Source organism: Streptomyces sp. Ru71 (assembly GCF_002920535.1).
Lineage (GTDB): Bacteria > Actinomycetota > Actinomycetes > Streptomycetales > Streptomycetaceae > Streptomyces.
On sequence record NZ_PQSS01000027.1, the window covers coordinates 38,983 to 57,060 of the forward strand.

Genomic DNA, 18,078 nt, shown 5'->3' on the forward strand with positions numbered 1-18,078 from the left:
TCACCGTGACCACCACGACCGACCTGGTGTCGTACGAGGAAGCACTCGCCTCCTACGACCCCGTCATGGGCCTTGAGGTCCATGTCGAACTCGGCACCAAGACCAAGATGTTCTGCGGCTGCTCGACCGCGCTCGGCGCGGACCCGAACAGCCAGACCTGCCCGGTCTGCCTCGGCCTGCCCGGCGCGCTCCCGGTCGTCAACGCGACCGGCGTCGAGTCCGCGATCAAGATCGGCCTCGCGCTGAACTGCGAGATCGCCGAGTGGTGCCGCTTCGCCCGGAAGAACTACTTCTATCCGGACATGCCGAAGAACTTCCAGACCTCCCAGTACGACGAGCCGATCGCCTTCAACGGCTACCTCGACGTGCAGCTGGAGGACGGCGAGACCTTCCGCGTGGAGATCGAGCGCGCCCACATGGAGGAGGACACCGGCAAGTCGATGCACGTCGGCGGCGCCACCGGCCGTATCCACGGCGCGTCCCACTCCCTGCTGGACTACAACCGCGCCGGCATCCCGCTCATCGAGATCGTCACCAAGCCGATCGTGGGCGCCGGTGAGCGCGCCCCCGAGGTGGCCAAGGCGTACGTCCGTGAGCTGCGCGAGCTCATCCGTGCCCTCGGCGTGTCCGAGGCCCGCATGGAGATGGGCCAGATGCGCTGCGACGTGAACCTGTCGCTGATGCCCAAGGGCAGCGAGAAGTTCGGCACCCGCAGCGAGACGAAGAACGTCAACTCGCTGCGCTCGGTGGAGCGTGCGGCCCGCTACGAGATCCAGCGGCACGCGGCCGTGCTCTCCTCCGGCGGCACCATCGTCCAGGAGACCCGCCACTTCCACGAGGACACCGGCTCCACCACCTCGGGCCGGGTGAAGGAGGAGGCCGAGGACTACCGGTACTTCCCGGAGCCCGACCTGGTCCCGGTCGCGCCCTCGCGCGAGTGGGTCGAGGAGATCCGGGCGGCCCTGCCCGAGCTGCCGCTGGCCCGCCGCAACCGGCTGCTGGCCGAGTGGGGCATCTCCGCCACCGACATGCAGGCGATCCTCAACGCCGGTGCGCTGGACCTGATCGTCGCCACCATCGACGCCGGGGCCGACGCCGCCTCGGCCCGCAAGTGGTGGATGGGCGAGCTGGCCCGCAGCGCCAACGAGTCCGGCAAGGCGCTGGACGAGCTGGCGATCACGCCGCAGCAGGTGGCCCGGGTGACCGAGCTGGTCGCCAAGGGCGACCTGAACGACAAGCTGGCCCGGCAGGTCATCGAGGGCGTTCTCGCGGGCGAGGGCACCCCGGACGAGGTCGTCGACAAGCGCGGTCTGAAGGTCGTCTCCGACGAGGGCGCGCTCACCGCCGCCGTGGAGGAGGCCATCGCCGGCAACCCGGGCATCGCGGACAAGATCCGCGGTGGCAAGGTGGCCGCGGCCGGCGCCCTGGTCGGCGCGGTCATGAAGGCCACCCGCGGCCAGGCCGACGCGGCCCGCGTCAAGGAGCTGATCCTTCAGAAGCTGGGCGTCAGCGAGGGCTGAGCCCGCGACGCCGCACGGCACAGGCCCCGGGGACCTTGGAGTCCCCGGGGCCTGTCGCATGTGAGTGACACCACTTCGGGTGACAGAGTGCCGCCGGCTGTCCTGTGACCTCCCTCCCAACTGCTGTGAACAAGGACACGAAAGCCGCAAAGGATCATTTCCACCTGTAAGAGTGGCTTCGCATTCGTCATGCGTTCTTTGCGGGCTGTTCGGTTAATGAGCGATTGTTCCCGGTCAAAGATCCACAATTCAGTCACTCTGGGAGCAGGTTCGTGGCAGCCCTTGCACAATGGTGTGTCCGACGGCGCCTGATCGCCGTTCTGCTGTGGCTCCTCGCCTTCGGCGGAGTCACCGCGGCCGCCGCCGTGACCGGCTCCGCCTACTCCAACGACTACGACGTCCCGGGCACCCAGTCGGGCCACGCCGCCGAACTGCTCCAGGCCGGCTTCCCCGGGATGGGCGGCGACAGCGACACCGTCGTCTGGCACACCACGTCCGGCACCGTACGCGCCGCCGACGTCGAGCAGACGATGACCCGCACCCTCGACAAGATCGACGACCTGCCCGGCGTGGCCTCCGTCAGCGGCCCCTACAACGGCCAGGGCGCCGGCCGGATCAGCGCCGACGGACACACCGCCTACGCCACGATCACCTTCGACGCCCCCGTCGAGCACATCGCCGCCGCCGAGGCGAAGTCCGTGGTGGACACCGCCAAGGCCGCCGAGACCGACGGACTCCAGGTCGAGCTGGGCGGCAGCGCCATGGCGCTCACCAAGACCTCCGGCGGGCATCTCGCCGAGATCGTCGGGGTCGTCGTCGCCGCCGTCGTCCTCTTCCTCGCCTTCGGCTCGCTCGCCGCCTCGCTGCTGCCCATCGCCACCGCCCTGGTCGGCGTCGGCACCGCCTACGCCGGGATCGAACTGCTCGGGCACGCCATGACGGTCGCCGACTTCGCGCCCATGCTCGGCATGCTGATCGGGCTCGGCGTCGGCATCGACTACGCGCTGTTCATCGTCACCCGGCACCGAAGGGGCCTGAAACGCGGGCTCAGCGTGACCGAGGCGGCCACCAACGCCGTCGCCACCACCGGCCGCGCCGTCGTCTTCGCCGGCGCGACCGTGTGCATCGCCCTGCTCGGCATGCTGATACTGCGGCTGAGCTTCCTCAACGGCGTCGCCGTGGCCGCCTCGCTGACCGTCGTGCTCACCGTCGCCGCCTCCGTGACCCTGCTGCCCGCCCTGCTGTCGTTCATCGGCATGCGCGCCCTCAGCCGCCGCGAGAGGCGCCGACTGGCCGAGCACGGGCCCGAGCCGGAGCTGCCGACCGGTTTCGCGGCCCGCTGGTCGGCGTTCGTCGAGCGGCACCCCAAGAAGCTCGGCGGCATCGCCGTCGCCGTCATCGCCCTGCTCGCGCTGCCCACCCTCTCCCTCCACCTGGGCACCTCCGACCAGGGCAACGACCCGAAGACCTCCACCACCCGCAAGGCCTACGACCTCCTCGCCGACGGCTTCGGACCCGGCGTCAACGGCCCGCTGACCCTGGTGACGCGCGTAGACGGCGCCCAGGACAAACTCGCCCTGGACAACCTGGACGCCACCCTGCGCTCCACCCGGGGCGTCGCCTCGGTCACCCCCGTGACCTACGGGCCGGGCGGCGGCACCGCCCACCTCACCGTCGTCCCCGAGTCCGCGCCGCAGTCGCAGGAGACCAGCGAGCTGGTCGACCGGCTGCGCACCGAGGTGCTGCCCCGGGCCGAGGCCGGCACCTCCCTCGACGTGTACGTCGGGGGCGTCACCGCCTCCTACGACGACTTCGCCGGCGTGATCGTCGGCAAGCTGCCCCTCTTCGTCGGGGTCGTCATCGGACTGGGCTGCCTGCTGCTCCTGCTCGCCTTCCGGTCCATCGGCATCCCGCTCAAGGCCGCCGTGATGAACGTCGCCGCCGTCGCCGCCGCGTTCGGCGTCGTCGTCGCGATCTTCCAGTGGGGCTGGGGCAGCGAACTGCTGGGACTCGGCCGCGCCGGCCCCATCGAACCGTTCCTCCCCGTGATCATGGTGTCGGTCCTCTTCGGCCTCTCCATGGACTACCAGGTCTTCCTGGTCAGCCGGATGTACGAGGAGTGGCTGGAGACCGGCGACAACCGCCGGGCCGTCCGTGTCGGCCTCGCCGAGACCAGCCGGGTGATCAACTCGGCGGCGGTCATCATGATCTCCGTCTTCCTCGCCTTCGTGCTCAGCGGCGACCGGGTCATCGCCATGTTCGGCATAGCGCTGGCCGCCGCCGTCGCCCTGGACGCCTTCGTCCTGCGCACCCTCCTCGTCCCGGCCCTGATGCACCTGCTCGGCGCCGCCAACTGGTGGCTGCCGCGCCGGCTGGACCGGGTGCTGCCCCGCATCAGCATCGAGCCGCCCGAGTGCCGCGCCGCCCATGAGAGGCTGGCCGCTGCGACGGACGCCGAGGTGGCGGACGTGCTGGCGAAGGAGCGGCAGGATGTACGCGATATCCCTGGGTGACGACGGCGCACGAATGCGGCCGCTGGAGCCCTGGCACGCCGAGGAGTTCCTGGCGCACCTGCAGCGGGGACGCGACTTCATCAACCAGTACGTCCCGTTCGGCTCCAAGGCCGTCGACGTCGCCACCGCCCGCGAGGCCCTCCAGCGGTACGCCGACATGCGCGCCGCCGACACGGCCTCGCTGCACGGGATCTGGCTGGACAACAAGCTCGTCGGCGGCGTGCTCACGCTGAACTTCGATGCCGCCAACGGCACCTGCGAGGTCGGCTGCTGGCTGGAGCCCGCCGCGACCGGACGCGGGCTGATCACCCGGGCCATGCGGGTGCTGATCGACTGGGTGGTCGAGGAGCGCGGAATCCACCGCGTCGAATGGGTCGCCTCCGCGGGCAACACGCCCAGCCTCAACGTCGCCCGGCGCCTCGGCATGACCCGCGACGGCGTGCGGCGCTCCGCCTACCTCCACCACGGGGTACGGCACGACCTGGAGGTCTGGTCCGTCCTCGCCCCCGAGTGGCGCGAGGCGCGCGCCACGCGCGCGTGACGCGTGCGGCGGGGCACTGATCGACGTTAAGGGACCTCTCAGACTCCGTCCGTACGGTGCCGGGCATGGCTACCAAGACTGAGGACCAGGCCGCGGTGACCGCGGCCGACGAGGTGACGGAGACCGAGGAGGAGACACAGACCGGGCAGGGCACGCCGCAGACGGAAGAACAGGAGGCCGCGCCGCACGAGGGCGGCCCCTCCGGGGTCGGCCAGGGCGCCGGTGCCGTGGTCTCCGCCGGGCTCGGCGTCGTCTCGCTCACCGGCAGCTGGATGGGCACCGTGGCCTCCGCGCGCGAGTCGCTCATCGGCCAGCTGCAGACCTCGTCGTCCTCCGACGTGGCGAAGATGGTCAAGGAGGGCTACGGCGACGCCTGGCACGCCACGGCGCTGTGGGGCGGCCTGTTCGCGCTGTCGGCGCTGGTCGTCGGCGTGGTCGTCCTCGCCCGGCCCGCGTTCGGCGAGCCCGGCCGGCCGCAGGCCCCGTGGATCAGGTCGGCCGCCTGGGCGGGCGTCTCGCTCGGCGTCGTCGGCCTGCTGCTGGCGGTCCTGAAGTACACGGACGTGCTGCTGGGCCTGCCCGCCACGGGCTGACCTCCGCCCTGGTCTTAGGCCCCCGGCAGTGCCTTACGCCGGTCCTCGGACCGCCTGCCCGCGTCTAAGGCCCCCCACGGCACGCAAGATGCGGAAGTCTCCCGATGTGGCGGACCCCCCTGGGAGACGAGAGTTGAGGCATCGCAGCAAGCGAACCCACTCTCGTCTCACAGGGGGACACACATGTACGAGTACGAGGTCCAGCAGGCCCGCACCGCAGAACTGATCCGCCGCGCCGAGCAGGAGCGCCTGGTCCGTGAGGCCGTCCGCGCCCGCCGTGCCGCCCGCCACGATGCCGCCACACGCACCGCCGAGGCGGAGGGCCATACCGGCCGCTCCCGCCGCCGCTGGTCCACCAGGGCCGCGTGAACGGCGTGACGCCGGGTGCGGGAGGCCGTACGGGGGTCGGCCACCCGCACCCGGAGAGATCCACCGAACCCCCTCCGCCCGGCACCACCCCGCACACCGGCCTCCCCACGGGGCCGGTGTTCGGTTTTCCGGCGGCGGCCCCGGCCGGGCTCCCGGTGCCGCCGGCTCCTGCCGGACGGGTGGCCGCTGCCGGGTCCCCGCCGGCCCCTGCCGGGCAGGTCGCCGCTGCCGGGTCGTTGACCAGCGGTGTCGCTCTGCCCGGGGCGAAAAACGGTGCGTGGATGTCAGAGCCTCATGGGATGCTCTGCGCCGTGGAGACCAAGTCCGTCAGTCCGGTGTTCGTCGGTCGTGCCGACGAGTTGGGGGCATTGCACGACGCGCTCGCCCGCGCCGCCGCGGGCGAGCCGCAGGCGCTGCTCATCGCGGGGGAGGCCGGCGTCGGCAAGACACGGCTGGTGGAGGAGTTCGCCACCGCCGCCTGCCGGCAGGGCGCCGTCGTCGCGCTCGGCGGCTGCGTGGAGATCGGCGCCGACGGGCTGCCGTTCGCCCCGTTCTCCGCCGCCCTGCGCGCCCTGCGCCGCGCACTGCCCGCCGACGTCGCCGCCGCGGCCGCCGGCCAGGAGGAGGAACTGGCCAGGCTGCTGCCCGAGCTGGGCGAGGCCGGCCCCGGCCGGCACGACGAGGAGGGCATGGCCCGCCTCTTCGAACTCACCGCCCGCCTGCTCCAGCAGATCGCCGCCGAGCGGACCGTCGTCGTCGCCCTGGAGGACCTGCACTGGGCCGACGCCTCCACCCGTCACCTGCTCGCCTACCTGCTGCGCACCCTGCGCTCCGGCCGCCTCGTCGTCCTCGGCACCTACCGCTCCGACGACATCCACCGGCGCCACCCCCTGCGCCCCCTCCTCGCCGAACTCGACCGGCTGCGCACGGTCCGCCGCCTCGACCTAGCCCGCTTCACCCGCGACGAGGTGTGCCGCCAGGTCGCCGGCATCATCGCCGGCGAACCCGACCCCGCCCAGGTCGACGACATCTTCGAACGCTCCGACGGCAACGCCTTCTTCGTCGAGGAGCTCGCCGTCGCCGCCCACGCGGGCTGTTGTACCGGCCTCACCGACACCCTGCGCGACCTGCTCCTGGTCCGCGTCGAGGCGCTGCCCGAGAGCGCCCAGCGGGTCGTCCGGGTGGCCGCCGAGGGCGGCTCCACGGTCGAGTACCGGCTGATCGCCGCCGTCGCCTCGCTCGCCGAGGACGACCTCATCGAGGCCCTGCGGGCCGCCGTGAACGCCAGCATCCTCATCCCCACCCCCGCCGGCGACGGCTACGGCTTCCGTCACTCCCTGGTCCGCGAGGCCGTCAGCGACGACCTGCTGCCCGGCGAGCGCTCCCGCCTCAACCGGCGCTACGCCGAGGCCCTGGAGTGCGACCCCACCCTCGTCCCCGCCGACCAGCGCGCCATGCGCCTGGCCAGCTACTGGTACCACGCCCACGACCCCGCCAAGGCCCTGCCCGCCGTCCTGGACGCCTCCGTCACCGCCCGGCGCCGCCACGCCTACAGCGAGCAACTGGGCCTGCTGGAGCGGGCGATGGAGCTGTGGGACGCGGTCCCCGAGGACGTACGGGCACGGCTGCGGCCCCTCGACCACGCCGAGGCGTATCCCGCGTGCGGCTGCGACCCCGCCGGCACGCCGCTGCGCTACCTCGACCTGATGGCCGAGGCGGCCGTCGCCGGCCGGCTGGCCATGGAGCGCGAACGCGCCCTGAAGATCACCAAGCGGGCGCTGCGCCTGCTGGAGGACGACCCGGATCCGCTGCGCGCCGCCTGGTTCTGGAGCCAGCGCTCCCGCCTGGTGCAGGCCCTCGCCCGCGGCGACGGCTGGGACGAACTCGCCACCGCCCAGGAGCTGGTGCGCGGCCTGCCGCCGTCCACCGTGCACGCCGAGGTGCTCACCGTCGCCGCGGGCTGGTCGATGCTGCACAAGCCCGGCGCGGAAGCCCTCGCCGCCGCCGAGCGCGCGGTGCAGTACGCGCGCATGGTCGGCGCCCGGTCCATCGAACTCAACGCCCGGCTGACCCTCGGCGGACTCATGGTCGACTCCGGCGCCGTCGAGGACGGCCTCGCCGAGATGCGCCAGGTGCTGGAGCAGGCGGCCCAGGAGGGCGTGCCCAGCGTCGCCGGCCGCGCCTACGTCAACCTGCCCTCCGAGCTGGAGTCGGTCGGCCGCTCCCGCGAGGCCGCTGCCCTGCTGCGCGACGGCGCCGCCTACGCCCGCACGTACGGTCTGCTGGACTCCGAGTCATGGGTGTGGGGCAACCTGTCCGACTCGCTGTACTCGCTGGGGGAGTGGGACGGCGCCGCCCAGGCCGCCGAGAACGCCCTGAGGCGCGGACAGAGCGCCAAGCCGCAGGGCGCGGGTGCGCTGTGCCTGGCCCATCTCGCCCTCGCCCGCGGCGAGGTGACCGAGGCCGAACGCCAACTGCAGGCCGCCCGCGGCCACTTCGGCTCGCACGACCCGATGCCCCAGCAGTGGCTGCCGGTGGCCCGCATCGCCGTCGGCGTCGCCGCCGCCCAGGGCCGCCTGCCCGACGCCCGCGCGGAACTGGCCCGGGCCCTGGACACCGGCACACCGCCCGGCACCCAGCGCTTCGTCTGGCCCCTGCTGCTGGCCGCCGCCACCGCCGAGGCGGACGCGCTCGCCCTGCCCGTCGCGGCGCAGGGCCGCGAGCAGGCCCTCGCCCGTATCGCGGAGGCGGTCAAGAAGACCACCACGGGCGCCCCGATATGGCGAGCCCACGAGCAGTGGGTCCGCGCGGAACTGCTGCGCGCCGAGGGCCGGGCCACCCCCGACACCTGGTCGCCCGTCGTCACCGCCTTCGAGGCCCTGGAACGCCCCTACGACCTCGCCCGTGTCCGCTACCGCCTGGCCGAGGCGCTGGTGACCGAGGGCGGCGACGACGAGCGTGCCCGCGCCACCGAGCTGCTGCGGCTGGCGCACGCCGTCGCCGAGCACCTCGGCGCCCGCCCGCTGGCCGACTCGGGCGCGCTGCTCGCCCGCCGTGCCCGGCTGCCCCTGACCGGCCCGGCCCAGTCCCGGTCGGCGCCCGCCGACCCGGCCGAGGCGCTGGGCCTGACCACCCGGGAACGCGATGTGCTGCGCCTCGTCTCGGCCGGCCGCACCAACCGCCAGATCGCCGAGGAGCTGTTCATCTCCCCGAAGACCGCGAGCGTCCACGTGTCGAACATCCTGGCCAAACTGGGCGTCTCCGGCCGGGGCGAGGCGGCGGCCGTGGCCCACCGGCTGGGCCTGTACTCCGAGGCCCTCACTGGGCGGGACATCCGGTGAGACGTACGCTGGACGGACCTGGCAGGGGGGAGGGGCGATGTTCAACGCGTTCGAGGAACTGTTCGCGCCCGGCCGCAAGCACACCCACGACGAGCAGAACCGGCTGGAGCTGACCCGGGAGGACGTCGGCGACGGCGATCCCGGGCGCGGCCCGATAGACCTGGCGTCCGGCAAGGTGGTCGTACGCCCACCGCACCCGGAGCCGGAGGAGGACGAGCCCGGGGAGCAGTGAGACGGCCGGTCAGCTCACCCGCAGCTCCAGGATCCGGTCGTCCCCGTTCTTCGGCTCGCCCCGCCCGTCGGTGTTGCTGGTGACGACCCACAGCCGGTCGCCGCCCGCCGGGACCACCGTGCGCAGCCGGCCGTACTCACCCCGCAGGAACGCCTGCGGGGCCGCCGACGCCCGCGTGCCCTTCAGGGGGATGCGCCACAGCCGCTGTCCCTTCAGCCCGGCCATCCACATCGAGCCCTTGGCCCAGGCGACACCGCTGGGTGAGGCCTCGTCCGTGTGCCACTGGGCGACCGGGTTCACATAGGCGGGGTTGCCGGAACGCCCCTCCGCGTCCGGCCACCCGTAGTCGCCGCCCGGCTTGATCGCGTTCAGCTCGTCCCAGGTGTCCTGCCCGAACTCCGAGGCGAACAGCCGCTGGCGGTCGTCCCAGGCCAGGCCCTGCACATTGCGGTGGCCGTAGGAATACACCGGGGAGTCGGGGAAGGGGTTGCCCGGCGCGGGCTCACCCTCGGGCGTGAGCCGCAGGATCTTCCCGCCCAGGGACTCCTTGTCCTGGGCGAGCCCCCGCTCCCCGCTCTCACCCGTACCGGCGTACAGCATCCTGTCCGGCCCGAACGCGATCCGCCCGCCGTTGTGGATGATCCCCTTCGGTATCCCCTTGAACACCGTGTCCGGGGCGCCCAGCTGCTCGCCCTCCGGCCGCTTGTCGTCGTACAGCACGCGGGCGATGCGGTTGTCCGAGGCGGAGGTGAAGTAGGCGTAGATCATGTGGTCCGAGGCGTAGTCCGGGGAGAGCGCGATGCCCAGCAGCCCGCCCTCGCCGGCCGCCGCCACCCCGGACACCTCGCCCAGCTCGGTCTTCGTCCCCGTCTCCGGGTCGACGCGGGTGATCGTCCCCTGGTCCCGCGAGGAGACCAGCAGGTCGCCGTCCGGCAGCGGGGCGAGGCCCCACGGGGAGTCCAGCCCGGTCGCGACCGTACGCAGCACCTTCACGGTGCCCTTGGCGGGCGGCGCGGACTCACCGGGCGAGGCGGACGCGGCGGGGGAGGAGGGGTGCGGGGCCGCGCTGCCGGACGCCGGAGCCGTCCTGCCCGGGCCGTTCCCGTCGGCGGAACAACCGGCTGTCACCATCAGCGCCGCCGTGGCCAACACGGCCGACACAGCTCGACGTTGCACGATCATGGTCCCTTCACCCGACGACCCCTACCTGTCATACACCGCCGCCGTGTCCGCTGCCCCGGGGTAGCACGATTCCCCGCACCCACCCAGGGGCGCGGGGAACTGCGCGACCAGCCACGACGAACCCGCGGACGACCTACGACCCCTCAGTCCCAAGATCCCCGAGCCGCAGGCAACGCGGACAGCTCCGCCAGATCCCGCGCGGTCAGCCGCACCCCCGCCGCCCCCGCGTTCTCCGACACCCACCGCTCCCGCTTCGCCCCCGGCACGGGAACCACGTGCCGGCCCTGCGCCAGCACCCACGCCAGCGCCACCTGGGCAGGGGTCACGTCGTCCCCGTGGCGCCCGGCCACGCGTCGCAGGCCGGCGATGATCGGCTGGTTCGCCGCCATCATCTCCGCGGTGAACCGGGGATGCCGCGCCCGCATGTCGTCCGGTTCGAACCCCTCGCCCGGCGTCAGCGTCCCGGTCAGGAAGCCATTGCCCAGCGGCATCGCCGCCAGGAAGCCGATCCCACGCGCCTCACACCACGGAAGCAGCGACCGCAGCGCCTCCGGCGACCACACCGACAGCTCGGCCTGCACCGCGCTCACCGGGAACACCTGCTGCACCCGCTGCAACTGCCGCAGCGTCCCGTCGTACAGCCCGGCCCCGGCCCGGCGCCCGCCCCGCACGCCCACCGCGCACAGGCCGAGCGCGCGCACCTTCCCGGCCCGCACCAGCTCCGCCATCGCACCCCAGGTCTCCTCGACGGGCACCTCCGGGTCGGCGCGGTGCAGCTGGTACAGGTCGATGACATCCGTCTGCAGCCGCCGCAGCGAGGCGTCGCACGCCCGCTTCACATACCCCGGCCGCCCGTTGGCCACGATGTGCTGATCACCGACCAGCAGCCCGACCTTCGTCGACACGAACGCGTCCGCCCGCCGCTCCTTCAGCACCCGCCCCAGCAGCAGCTCGTTGGTGAACGGCCCGTACATGTCCGCGGTGTCCAGCAGCGTCGAGCCCAGATCGAGCGCCCGGTGAACCGCCCTGACCGACTCCTCGCCCCGCTGCCGCGACCCGCTGTACGCCCAGCTCATCGGCATGCACCCGAGTCCGACGGCCCCCACGGAGAGTGCCGCCGCGCCGATCGTCCTGCGCTCCACCTGCTCGTGACCCTCCCTCTCCTGGCGTCCCCAACCTAACCTCTGCGCCTGCGCGGACCTGACATAGCCTCCACCCATGACCGGTGACCTGACTGCTGACGTGTGGCTGCCCATCCCGCCCGACGAGATCGAGGGCCTGCCGCAGGGCCCGACGTACCGCTTCTGGAACGGCGAACCCGACTTCCCCGCCGACCCGGCCGACTGCGCCTTCTACGTCGTGCCGTACATGAAGCCCAGCGGCCTCGGCATCCGCCCGCTGCCGGCCATGCGCGGCGTCCAGGTCGTCCAGACCCTCTCCGCGGGCATCGACCACGTCGAACCCGGCCTGCACCACCTGCGCCCCGGCGTCCGCCTGTGCAACGCGCGCGGTGTGCACGAGGCGAGCACCGCCGAGCTGACCCTGACCCTGATCCTGGCGCCCTTGCGCGGCATCCCGGACTTCGTGCGCGCCCAGGAGCGGGGCGAGTGGCTCGGCGGCTTCCGCCCCGCCCTCGCCGACCGGACCGTCCTCATCGTCGGCTACGGCTCCATCGGCGCCGCGATCGAGGACCGGCTCGCGCCGTTCGAGCTCGCGCGGGTCGTGCGCGTCGCGCGCTCCGCGCGCACCACGGAGCGCGGTCCTGTGCATCCACTCACCGAACTGCCCGCCCTGCTGCCCGAGGCGGACGTCGTCGTGCTGTCCACCCCGCTCACCGACACCACCCGTCACCTGGTGGACGGTGACTTCCTCGCCCGGATGAAGGACGGCGCCCTGCTCGTCAACGTCGCCCGCGGGCCCGTCGTCGACACCAAGGCCCTGCTCGCCGAACTGGAGAGCGGCCGCATCACCGCCGCACTCGACGTCACCGACCCCGAACCGCTGCCGCGCGAGCACCCGCTGTGGCGCGCGCCCGGCGTGCTCATCAGCCCGCACGTCGGCGGCCCCACGTCCGCGTTCCTGCCGCGCGCCAAGCGGCTGCTGGTGGACCAGTTGACCCGCTTCGTGAACCGGGAGCCGCTGCGCAACGTCATCCTCACGACAGGGTCCGAGGGCGGCGCGTAGAGCGGGCCGGCCCCCGCGCGATCCGCGGCGGGTACCCTCCGCAGTCCCCTGAACGCGGGCCGTGCCCACGCTTCCGCCGTCCGTCACGGAGCGTAGAGGAAGTATGTCCCTGAGTGACGAGACTGGTGTATCGTCCCGACAGGGGCTGCGCCGGGCGCCGTTCGGCGCCGGGGGTGGACAGATCGGACTTGTGAGGGGGGCGACGGACGATGCACGGCCTATGGACCGACGATCCGGCGCTGACGGGCCGCCGACCCTGGCGCACGGCCGCCTACGGACGCGGTCACCACACGGGCCACGGCGGTCAGCAGAGCCACCATGGTCAACACCTCGGTCACAGCAGTCACCGCGGTCACCACAGCGGTCACCACACCCCGCACGCCCGCAGGCCCGGCGCCCGCAGGAGGAGTGCCCACCCAGCGCACCGGGACCCTCGGGACCCGGGAGCGGCGCGGACCGGGAGGCCGCGGTGAGCTCGTCCCCGCCTCCCCTGACCACCCTGGACGGCGCCCTGCGCACCCCGCCGCCGTCCCCCGCGCCGCTGCTGCGCCCACCGGCCGGCGCCGGCGGACGAGGTCTCTGGCACCAGCTGCTGCTGGCCCTGCTCTGCGCCGCCTACGGCGTCGGCGCCGCGCTGGACTGGGGCTCCCGCGAACTCGCGCTCGTCATGGGCGACTTCGGGCTGGCCGCCGCCGCGGGCACGGCGGCGGTGTCCTGCTTCCTCCACGCGCGCACCCGCCGGGTCCGCTTTCGACCCGCCTGGCTGCTGTTCGGGTGCTCCTCGGCGATGGCGGCCCTCGGCAACGGCGTCTGGGGGTGGTACGAGGTCGTCCTGGACCGGCCCGTGCCCAGCCCCTCCGTCGCCGACCTGTTCTTCCTGTGCTTCGCGCCGCCCGCCATCGTCGGCCTGCTGGTGCTGGCCAAGCGGCCGGTGTCGAAGGCCGGTTGGGTGTGCCTGGCGCTGGACGCCTGGCTGATCGCCGGCTCGCTGCTCACCCTGGCCTGGAGCCTCGCGCTCGCCCAGGCGGCCAAGTTCGACGGGCCGAGCGTCGCCCACGCCGCGCTGTCGCTGGCGTATCCGCTGCTGGACATCGCCCTGGTCAGCATCGTGCTGGTGCTGCACTTCCGGCGCTCGGCGGTCAACCGCACGGCCGTCAACACCGCGATCGGCGCGCTCGCCCTGACGGTGATGTGCGACGCGCTGTTCACCTCGCCGCTGCTGCACAACAACTACCACTCGGGGCAACTGCTCGACGCGGGCTGGTTCGCCGGCTCCCTGCTGCTCGCCTACGCCCCCTGGGCCGCGCCCCGGCGCGGACGGGCGGACGCCGTCCACGGGCACACGCGCGTGGTCCACGAGCACCTGCCCGGCGGCCGGCGGGGCGGCGACCACCCGGTGCCGGACGCGCCCGTCACGCCTTCCCGCACCTCCGCGGCCGCCGCGACGACGCCCGGCCCCGCACAGCTCCCGGCCGCCGCCGGCGACCCCAGCCGGTATCCGGCCACCCGGCCCATCACCGGCTCCCTCGCCGCCCTCGCGCCCTATCTCGCCGCCGCCGTCTGCACGCTGGGGATCCTCTACAACGTCCTCAACGGCCACAGCGTCTCCCGCGTGGTGCTGCTGACCGGCGGCACGGTCGTGCTCGCCCTGGTGGTCCGGCAGGGCATCATGCTGCTGGACAACATCACCCTCACCCAGGAACTGGCGCAGAAGGAGAACCACTTCCGCTCCCTGGTGCAGGGCTCCAGCGACGTCATCATGATCGCCGCGCCCAGCGGCATCCTGCGCTACGTCTCCCCGGCCGCCGCCGGCGTCTACGGACGCCCGGCCGAGGACCTGGTGGGCACGGAGCTGGCCGGTCTGATCCACCCCGAGGACTTGGGCTGCGTGGTGCACGAGGTGCGCCGCTTCCTCGCCGCCAACCCGCACGACGAGCCCACCACCCGCATCGAGTGCCGCTTCCGTTCCGGCGACGGCGGCTGGCTCAACGTCGAGTCGACCATCAACCGCCACCACGGCGGCCTGATCTTCAACAGCCGGGACGTGACCGAAAGAGTGCGCCTGCAGGCGCAGCTCCAGCACAACGCCGAGCACGACCCGCTCACCGACCTGCCCAACCGCTCCCTGTTCACCCGGCGGGTGCAGCAGGCGCTGTCCGGCCGCCGCGCCAGCGACCGCGGGCTCGCCCTGCGCAACACCGCGGTGCTCTTCATCGACCTCGACGGCTTCAAGGCCGTCAACGACACCATCGGCCACCAGGCCGGCGACGAGCTGCTGGTGCAGGCCGCCCGCAGGCTCCAGGACGCGGTCCGGCACGGGGACATCGCCTCCCGGCTGGGCGGCGACGAGTTCGCCGCCCTGATCACCGGCGACAACACCCGCGACCGCACGGCACGGGAGCGGCACATCCTGGAGCTCGCCGACCGCCTCAGGGTGACGCTGTCCCAGCCGTACGAGATCGACGGCAACGACGTACGGGTCGCCGCCTCCATCGGCGTCGCCTTCGCCGAACCCGGCCTGGGCGCCGGCGAGCTGCTGCGCAACGCCGACCTCGCGATGTACCGGGCCAAGGCGGCGGGCAAGGGCCGGGTGGAGCTGTACCGGCCGCAGATGCAGCAGGACGTCGTCCGCAAGGCGGAACTGGCCACCCGGCTGAGAGCGGCGCTGCACGACGGCGAGTTCTGCCTGCTGCACCAGCCGGTGGTGCGGCTGGACGACGGCCGGATCACGGCGGTGTCCGCGCAGGCGCGCTGGCGCTCCTCGCAGGGCGTGCTGTTCACGCCCGCCGAGTTCCTGCGGGTCGCCGAGGACAGCGACAAGACCGCCGAGCTGGGCCGCTGGATGCTCCAGGAGGCCGTCGAGCAGGCCGCCGAGCGCACCGGGAGCGGGCGGGCCGTACCAGTGGCGGTGCGGGTCTCGGCTCGCCGGCTGCTGGACCGGTCGATGCCGCTCGGCTCGATCGAGGCCCTGCTGACCCGGCACGGGCTGCCCTCCGGGGCCCTGGTGATCGAGCTGGCCGACCTGGACCCGCGCGTCCCGCTGGAGGAGCTGGAGCGCCGCCTGACCGCCCTCAAGCGGCTCGGCGTACGCATCGCCCTGGACGGCTTCGGCAGCGGCTACGCGGCCATCACGGCCCTGAGAAGGCTGCCCGTGGACGTGCTCAAGCTGGACCGGGGTCTGGTCGAGGGGATCGTGGAGTCCGCCCGGCTGCACAAGATCACCGGCGGGCTGCTGCGGATCGCCGGCGACCTCGGACTGCAGTCCGTGGCCGAGGGCGTGGACCTGCCCGAGCAGGTCGTCGCCCTGCGCGCGATGGGCTGCACCCATGGCCAGGGCATGGCGTTCGCCGGTCCTTTGGACGAGTACCGGCTGCGCAGAGCGCTCACTTCCGGCCACTGCCCGGTGCCGCACGGCCCGGCCGAGCCGGCCTTCGCGGGCGGTTACCGCGCAGGTGTTCCCGTCGTTCTGGGAGGCGGGACGGCACTGCGCTCACATAATGAGACTCCCGTCCCACCCACTTGACACCGGGTGTGTGCCGGGGGGAGGGTCAGTGCCATGCGCACCCGAATTCTCGTACTTGGAAAGCGCGTCGGCTGACGCTGAGCCCTGATCGCTCAGCGAACCCCACCCGGCGCGCTCCCCTCGCTTGCCTTATGGCACGAGGGGTTTTTTGTTGCACAGGCAGCAAACGCACACCGCCCAAACTTCGCAAAAACCCTCAGCATCGAGAAGAGAATGCCGATGACCGAGCAGGCCACCGGGGCCCCTCATCCGCAGCCGCGGCCCCGTTCCGGAGGACAGCAGGCCCCCGTCGAGCACGTCACGGGTGCGCAGTCCCTCATCCGCTCCCTTGAGGAGGTCGGCGCGGACACGGTATTCGGCATTCCCGGCGGTGCGATCCTTCCCGCCTACGACCCGCTGATGGACTCCAAGCGGGTGCGCCACGTCCTGGTCCGGCACGAGCAGGGCGCCGGCCACGCGGCCACCGGCTACGCACAGGCCACCGGCAAGGTCGGCGTCTGCATGGCCACCTCCGGCCCCGGCGCCACCAACCTGGTCACCCCGATCGCCGACGCGCACATGGACTCCGTGCCGATGGTCGCGATCACCGGCCAGGTCGCCTCCACCTCGATCGGCACGGACGCCTTCCAGGAGGCGGACATCGTCGGCATCACCATGCCGATCACCAAGCACAACTTCCTGGTCACCAAGGCCGAGGACATCCCGCGGGTCATCGCGCAGGCGTTCCACATCGCCTCCACCGGCCGCCCGGGCCCGGTCCTGGTCGACATCTCCAAGGACGCGCTCCAGGCGAAGACCACCTTCACCTGGCCGCCCACCATGGACCTGCCCGGCTACCGCCCGGTGACCAAGCCGCACGCCAAGCAGATCCGCGAGGCCGCCAAGCTCATCAACTCCGCCAAGCGCCCCGTCCTGTACGTCGGCGGCGGCGTGCTGAAGGCCCAGGCCACCGCCGAGCTCAAGGTGCTGGCCGAACTGACCGGAGCGCCCGTCACCACCACCCTGATGGCGCTCGGCGCGTTCCCCGACAGCCACCCGCTGCACGTGGGAATGCCGGGCATGCACGGTGCGGTCACCGCCGTCACCGCGCTGCAGAAGGCCGACCTGATCGTCGCCCTCGGTGCCCGCTTCGACGACCGCGTCACCGGCAAGCTGGACAGCTTCGCGCCGTTCGCGAAGATCGTCCACGCCGACATCGACCCGGCCGAGATCGGCAAGAACCGCGCCGCCGACGTGCCGATCGTCGGTGACGCCCGCGAGGTCATCGCCGACCTGATCCAGGCCGTGCAGAAGGAGCACAGCGAGGGCCACAAGGGCGACTACAGCGCCTGGTGGAAGGACCTCAGCCGCTGGCGCGACACCTACCCGCTCGGCTACGACCAGCCCGAGGACGGCTCGCTGTCCCCGCAGCAGGTCATCGAGCGCATCGGCCGGCTCGCCCCCGAGGGCACGATCTTCGCCGCGGGCGTCGGCCAGCACCAGATGTGGGCCGCGCACTTCATCAACTACGAGAAGCCCGCGACCTGGCTGAACTCCGGCGGTGCCGGAACCATGGGCTACGCCGTCCCGGCCGCCATGGGCGCCAAGGCCGGCGCCCCCGACCAGACGGTCTGGGCGATCGACGGCGACGGCTGCTTCCAGATGACCAATCAGGAGCTCACCACCTGCGCCCTGAACGGCATCCCGATCAAGGTCGCCATCATCAACAACGGCGCCCTCGGCATGGTCCGCCAGTGGCAGACGCTGTTCTACAACCAGCGCTACTCCAACACCGTCCTGCACTCCGGCCCGGAGCACGACGGCAAGGCGCCCGCCCAGGGCACCCGCGTCCCCGACTTCGTCAAGCTGTCGGAGGCCATGGGCTGCTACGCGATCCGCTGCGAGGACCCCGCCGACCTCGACAAGGTGATCGAGGAGGCGAACTCCATCAACGACCGCCCCGTCGTCATCGACTTCATCGTCCACCAGGACGCCATGGTCTGGCCGATGGTCGCCGCCGGCACCTCCAACGACGAGATCATGGCCGCCCGGGACGTCCGCCCCGACTTCGGCGACAACGAAGACGACTGACCGAGGAAGA

General features: G+C 72.7%; 12 protein-coding genes. 10 read left to right on the top strand and 2 right to left on the bottom strand.

What is annotated here, in order from left to right; translation table 11 throughout:
* Positions 1-5: 5 nt before the first annotated feature.
* The 7 genes from gatB to C3489_RS18145 all read left to right on the top strand — a co-directional run bounded on the left by gatB (position 6) and on the right by C3489_RS18145 (position 9,109).
* Positions 6-1,520, top strand: coding sequence for an Asp-tRNA(Asn)/Glu-tRNA(Gln) amidotransferase subunit GatB (gene gatB, locus C3489_RS18115; RefSeq protein ID WP_103782894.1), 1,515 nt, complete (start codon positions 6-8; stop codon positions 1,518-1,520).
* Between the two features lie 272 nt (positions 1,521-1,792).
* Positions 1,793-4,033 (top strand): MMPL family transporter, encoded by a 2,241-nt coding sequence (locus tag C3489_RS18120; RefSeq protein WP_103782895.1) that lies wholly within the window; start codon positions 1,793-1,795, stop codon positions 4,031-4,033.
* Positions 4,011-4,574 carry a GNAT family N-acetyltransferase gene (locus C3489_RS18125; RefSeq protein ID WP_103782896.1) on the top strand — a complete coding sequence of 188 codons (564 nt, stop codon included), beginning with the start codon at positions 4,011-4,013 and terminating at the stop codon, positions 4,572-4,574. The genes C3489_RS18120 and C3489_RS18125 overlap by 23 nt, the downstream gene beginning before the upstream one ends.
* A 65-nt stretch (positions 4,575-4,639) precedes the next feature.
* Positions 4,640-5,167 carry a hypothetical protein gene (locus C3489_RS18130; RefSeq protein ID WP_103782897.1) on the top strand — a complete coding sequence of 176 codons (528 nt, stop codon included), beginning with the start codon at positions 4,640-4,642 and terminating at the stop codon, positions 5,165-5,167.
* Between the two features lie 183 nt (positions 5,168-5,350).
* On the top strand, positions 5,351-5,536 hold the full coding sequence (locus C3489_RS18135; RefSeq protein WP_103782898.1) for a hypothetical protein: 186 nt from the start codon (positions 5,351-5,353) through the stop codon (positions 5,534-5,536).
* Between the two features lie 281 nt (positions 5,537-5,817).
* The gene (locus tag C3489_RS18140) at positions 5,818-8,877 is read left to right on the top strand and encodes a helix-turn-helix transcriptional regulator (RefSeq protein WP_258054788.1); all 3,060 of its coding nucleotides are present in this window, start codon (positions 5,818-5,820) and stop codon (positions 8,875-8,877) included.
* A 37-nt stretch (positions 8,878-8,914) separates the two neighbouring features.
* Positions 8,915-9,109 (top strand): DUF6191 domain-containing protein, encoded by a 195-nt coding sequence (locus C3489_RS18145; RefSeq protein ID WP_103782900.1) that lies wholly within the window; start codon positions 8,915-8,917, stop codon positions 9,107-9,109.
* Positions 9,110-9,118: 9 nt separating this feature from the next.
* Here C3489_RS18145 and C3489_RS18150 read toward each other — a convergent pair whose 3' ends face one another.
* Both C3489_RS18150 and C3489_RS18155 read right to left on the bottom strand, forming a co-directional pair.
* Entirely contained in the window at positions 9,119-10,291 is a 1,173-nt protein-coding gene (locus tag C3489_RS18150; protein ID WP_103782901.1) for a sorbosone dehydrogenase family protein, read from the bottom strand.
* 143 nt (positions 10,292-10,434) lie between these two features.
* On the bottom strand, positions 10,435-11,433 hold the full coding sequence (locus tag C3489_RS18155) for an aldo/keto reductase (protein WP_103782929.1): 999 nt from the start codon (positions 11,431-11,433) through the stop codon (positions 10,435-10,437).
* 88 nt (positions 11,434-11,521) lie between these two features.
* Between C3489_RS18155 and C3489_RS18160 the strand changes: the two genes are divergently transcribed.
* From C3489_RS18160 to C3489_RS18170, 3 genes are all read left to right on the top strand, one after another.
* The gene (locus tag C3489_RS18160) at positions 11,522-12,475 is read left to right on the top strand and encodes a 2-hydroxyacid dehydrogenase (RefSeq protein ID WP_103782930.1); all 954 of its coding nucleotides are present in this window, start codon (positions 11,522-11,524) and stop codon (positions 12,473-12,475) included.
* A 469-nt stretch (positions 12,476-12,944) separates the two neighbouring features.
* Positions 12,945-15,998 carry a bifunctional diguanylate cyclase/phosphodiesterase gene (locus C3489_RS18165; RefSeq protein WP_181139723.1) on the top strand — a complete coding sequence of 1,018 codons (3,054 nt, stop codon included), beginning with the start codon at positions 12,945-12,947 and terminating at the stop codon, positions 15,996-15,998.
* A 213-nt stretch (positions 15,999-16,211) separates the two neighbouring features.
* On the top strand, positions 16,212-18,068 hold the full coding sequence (locus C3489_RS18170; protein WP_103782903.1) for an acetolactate synthase large subunit: 1,857 nt from the start codon (positions 16,212-16,214) through the stop codon (positions 18,066-18,068).
* The last annotated feature ends 10 nt before the right edge of the window (positions 18,069-18,078 follow it).

Bases quoted from the DNA above. Each gene is read 5' to 3' on its own strand.
- C3489_RS18125 (WP_103782896.1), top strand. From the start codon at position 4,011: ATGTACGCGATATCCCTGGGTGACGACGGCGCACGAATGCGGCCGCTG.
- C3489_RS18145 (WP_103782900.1), top strand. From the start codon at position 8,915: ATGTTCAACGCGTTCGAGGAACTGTTCGCGCCCGGCCGCAAGCACACC.
- C3489_RS18130 (WP_103782897.1), top strand. From the start codon at position 4,640: ATGGCTACCAAGACTGAGGACCAGGCCGCGGTGACCGCGGCCGACGAG.
- C3489_RS18140 (WP_258054788.1), top strand. From the start codon at position 5,818: ATGTCAGAGCCTCATGGGATGCTCTGCGCCGTGGAGACCAAGTCCGTC.
- C3489_RS18170 (WP_103782903.1), top strand. From the start codon at position 16,212: ATGCCGATGACCGAGCAGGCCACCGGGGCCCCTCATCCGCAGCCGCGG.
- C3489_RS18150 (WP_103782901.1), bottom strand. From the start codon at position 10,291: ATGATCGTGCAACGTCGAGCTGTGTCGGCCGTGTTGGCCACGGCGGCG.
- C3489_RS18135 (WP_103782898.1), top strand. From the start codon at position 5,351: ATGTACGAGTACGAGGTCCAGCAGGCCCGCACCGCAGAACTGATCCGC.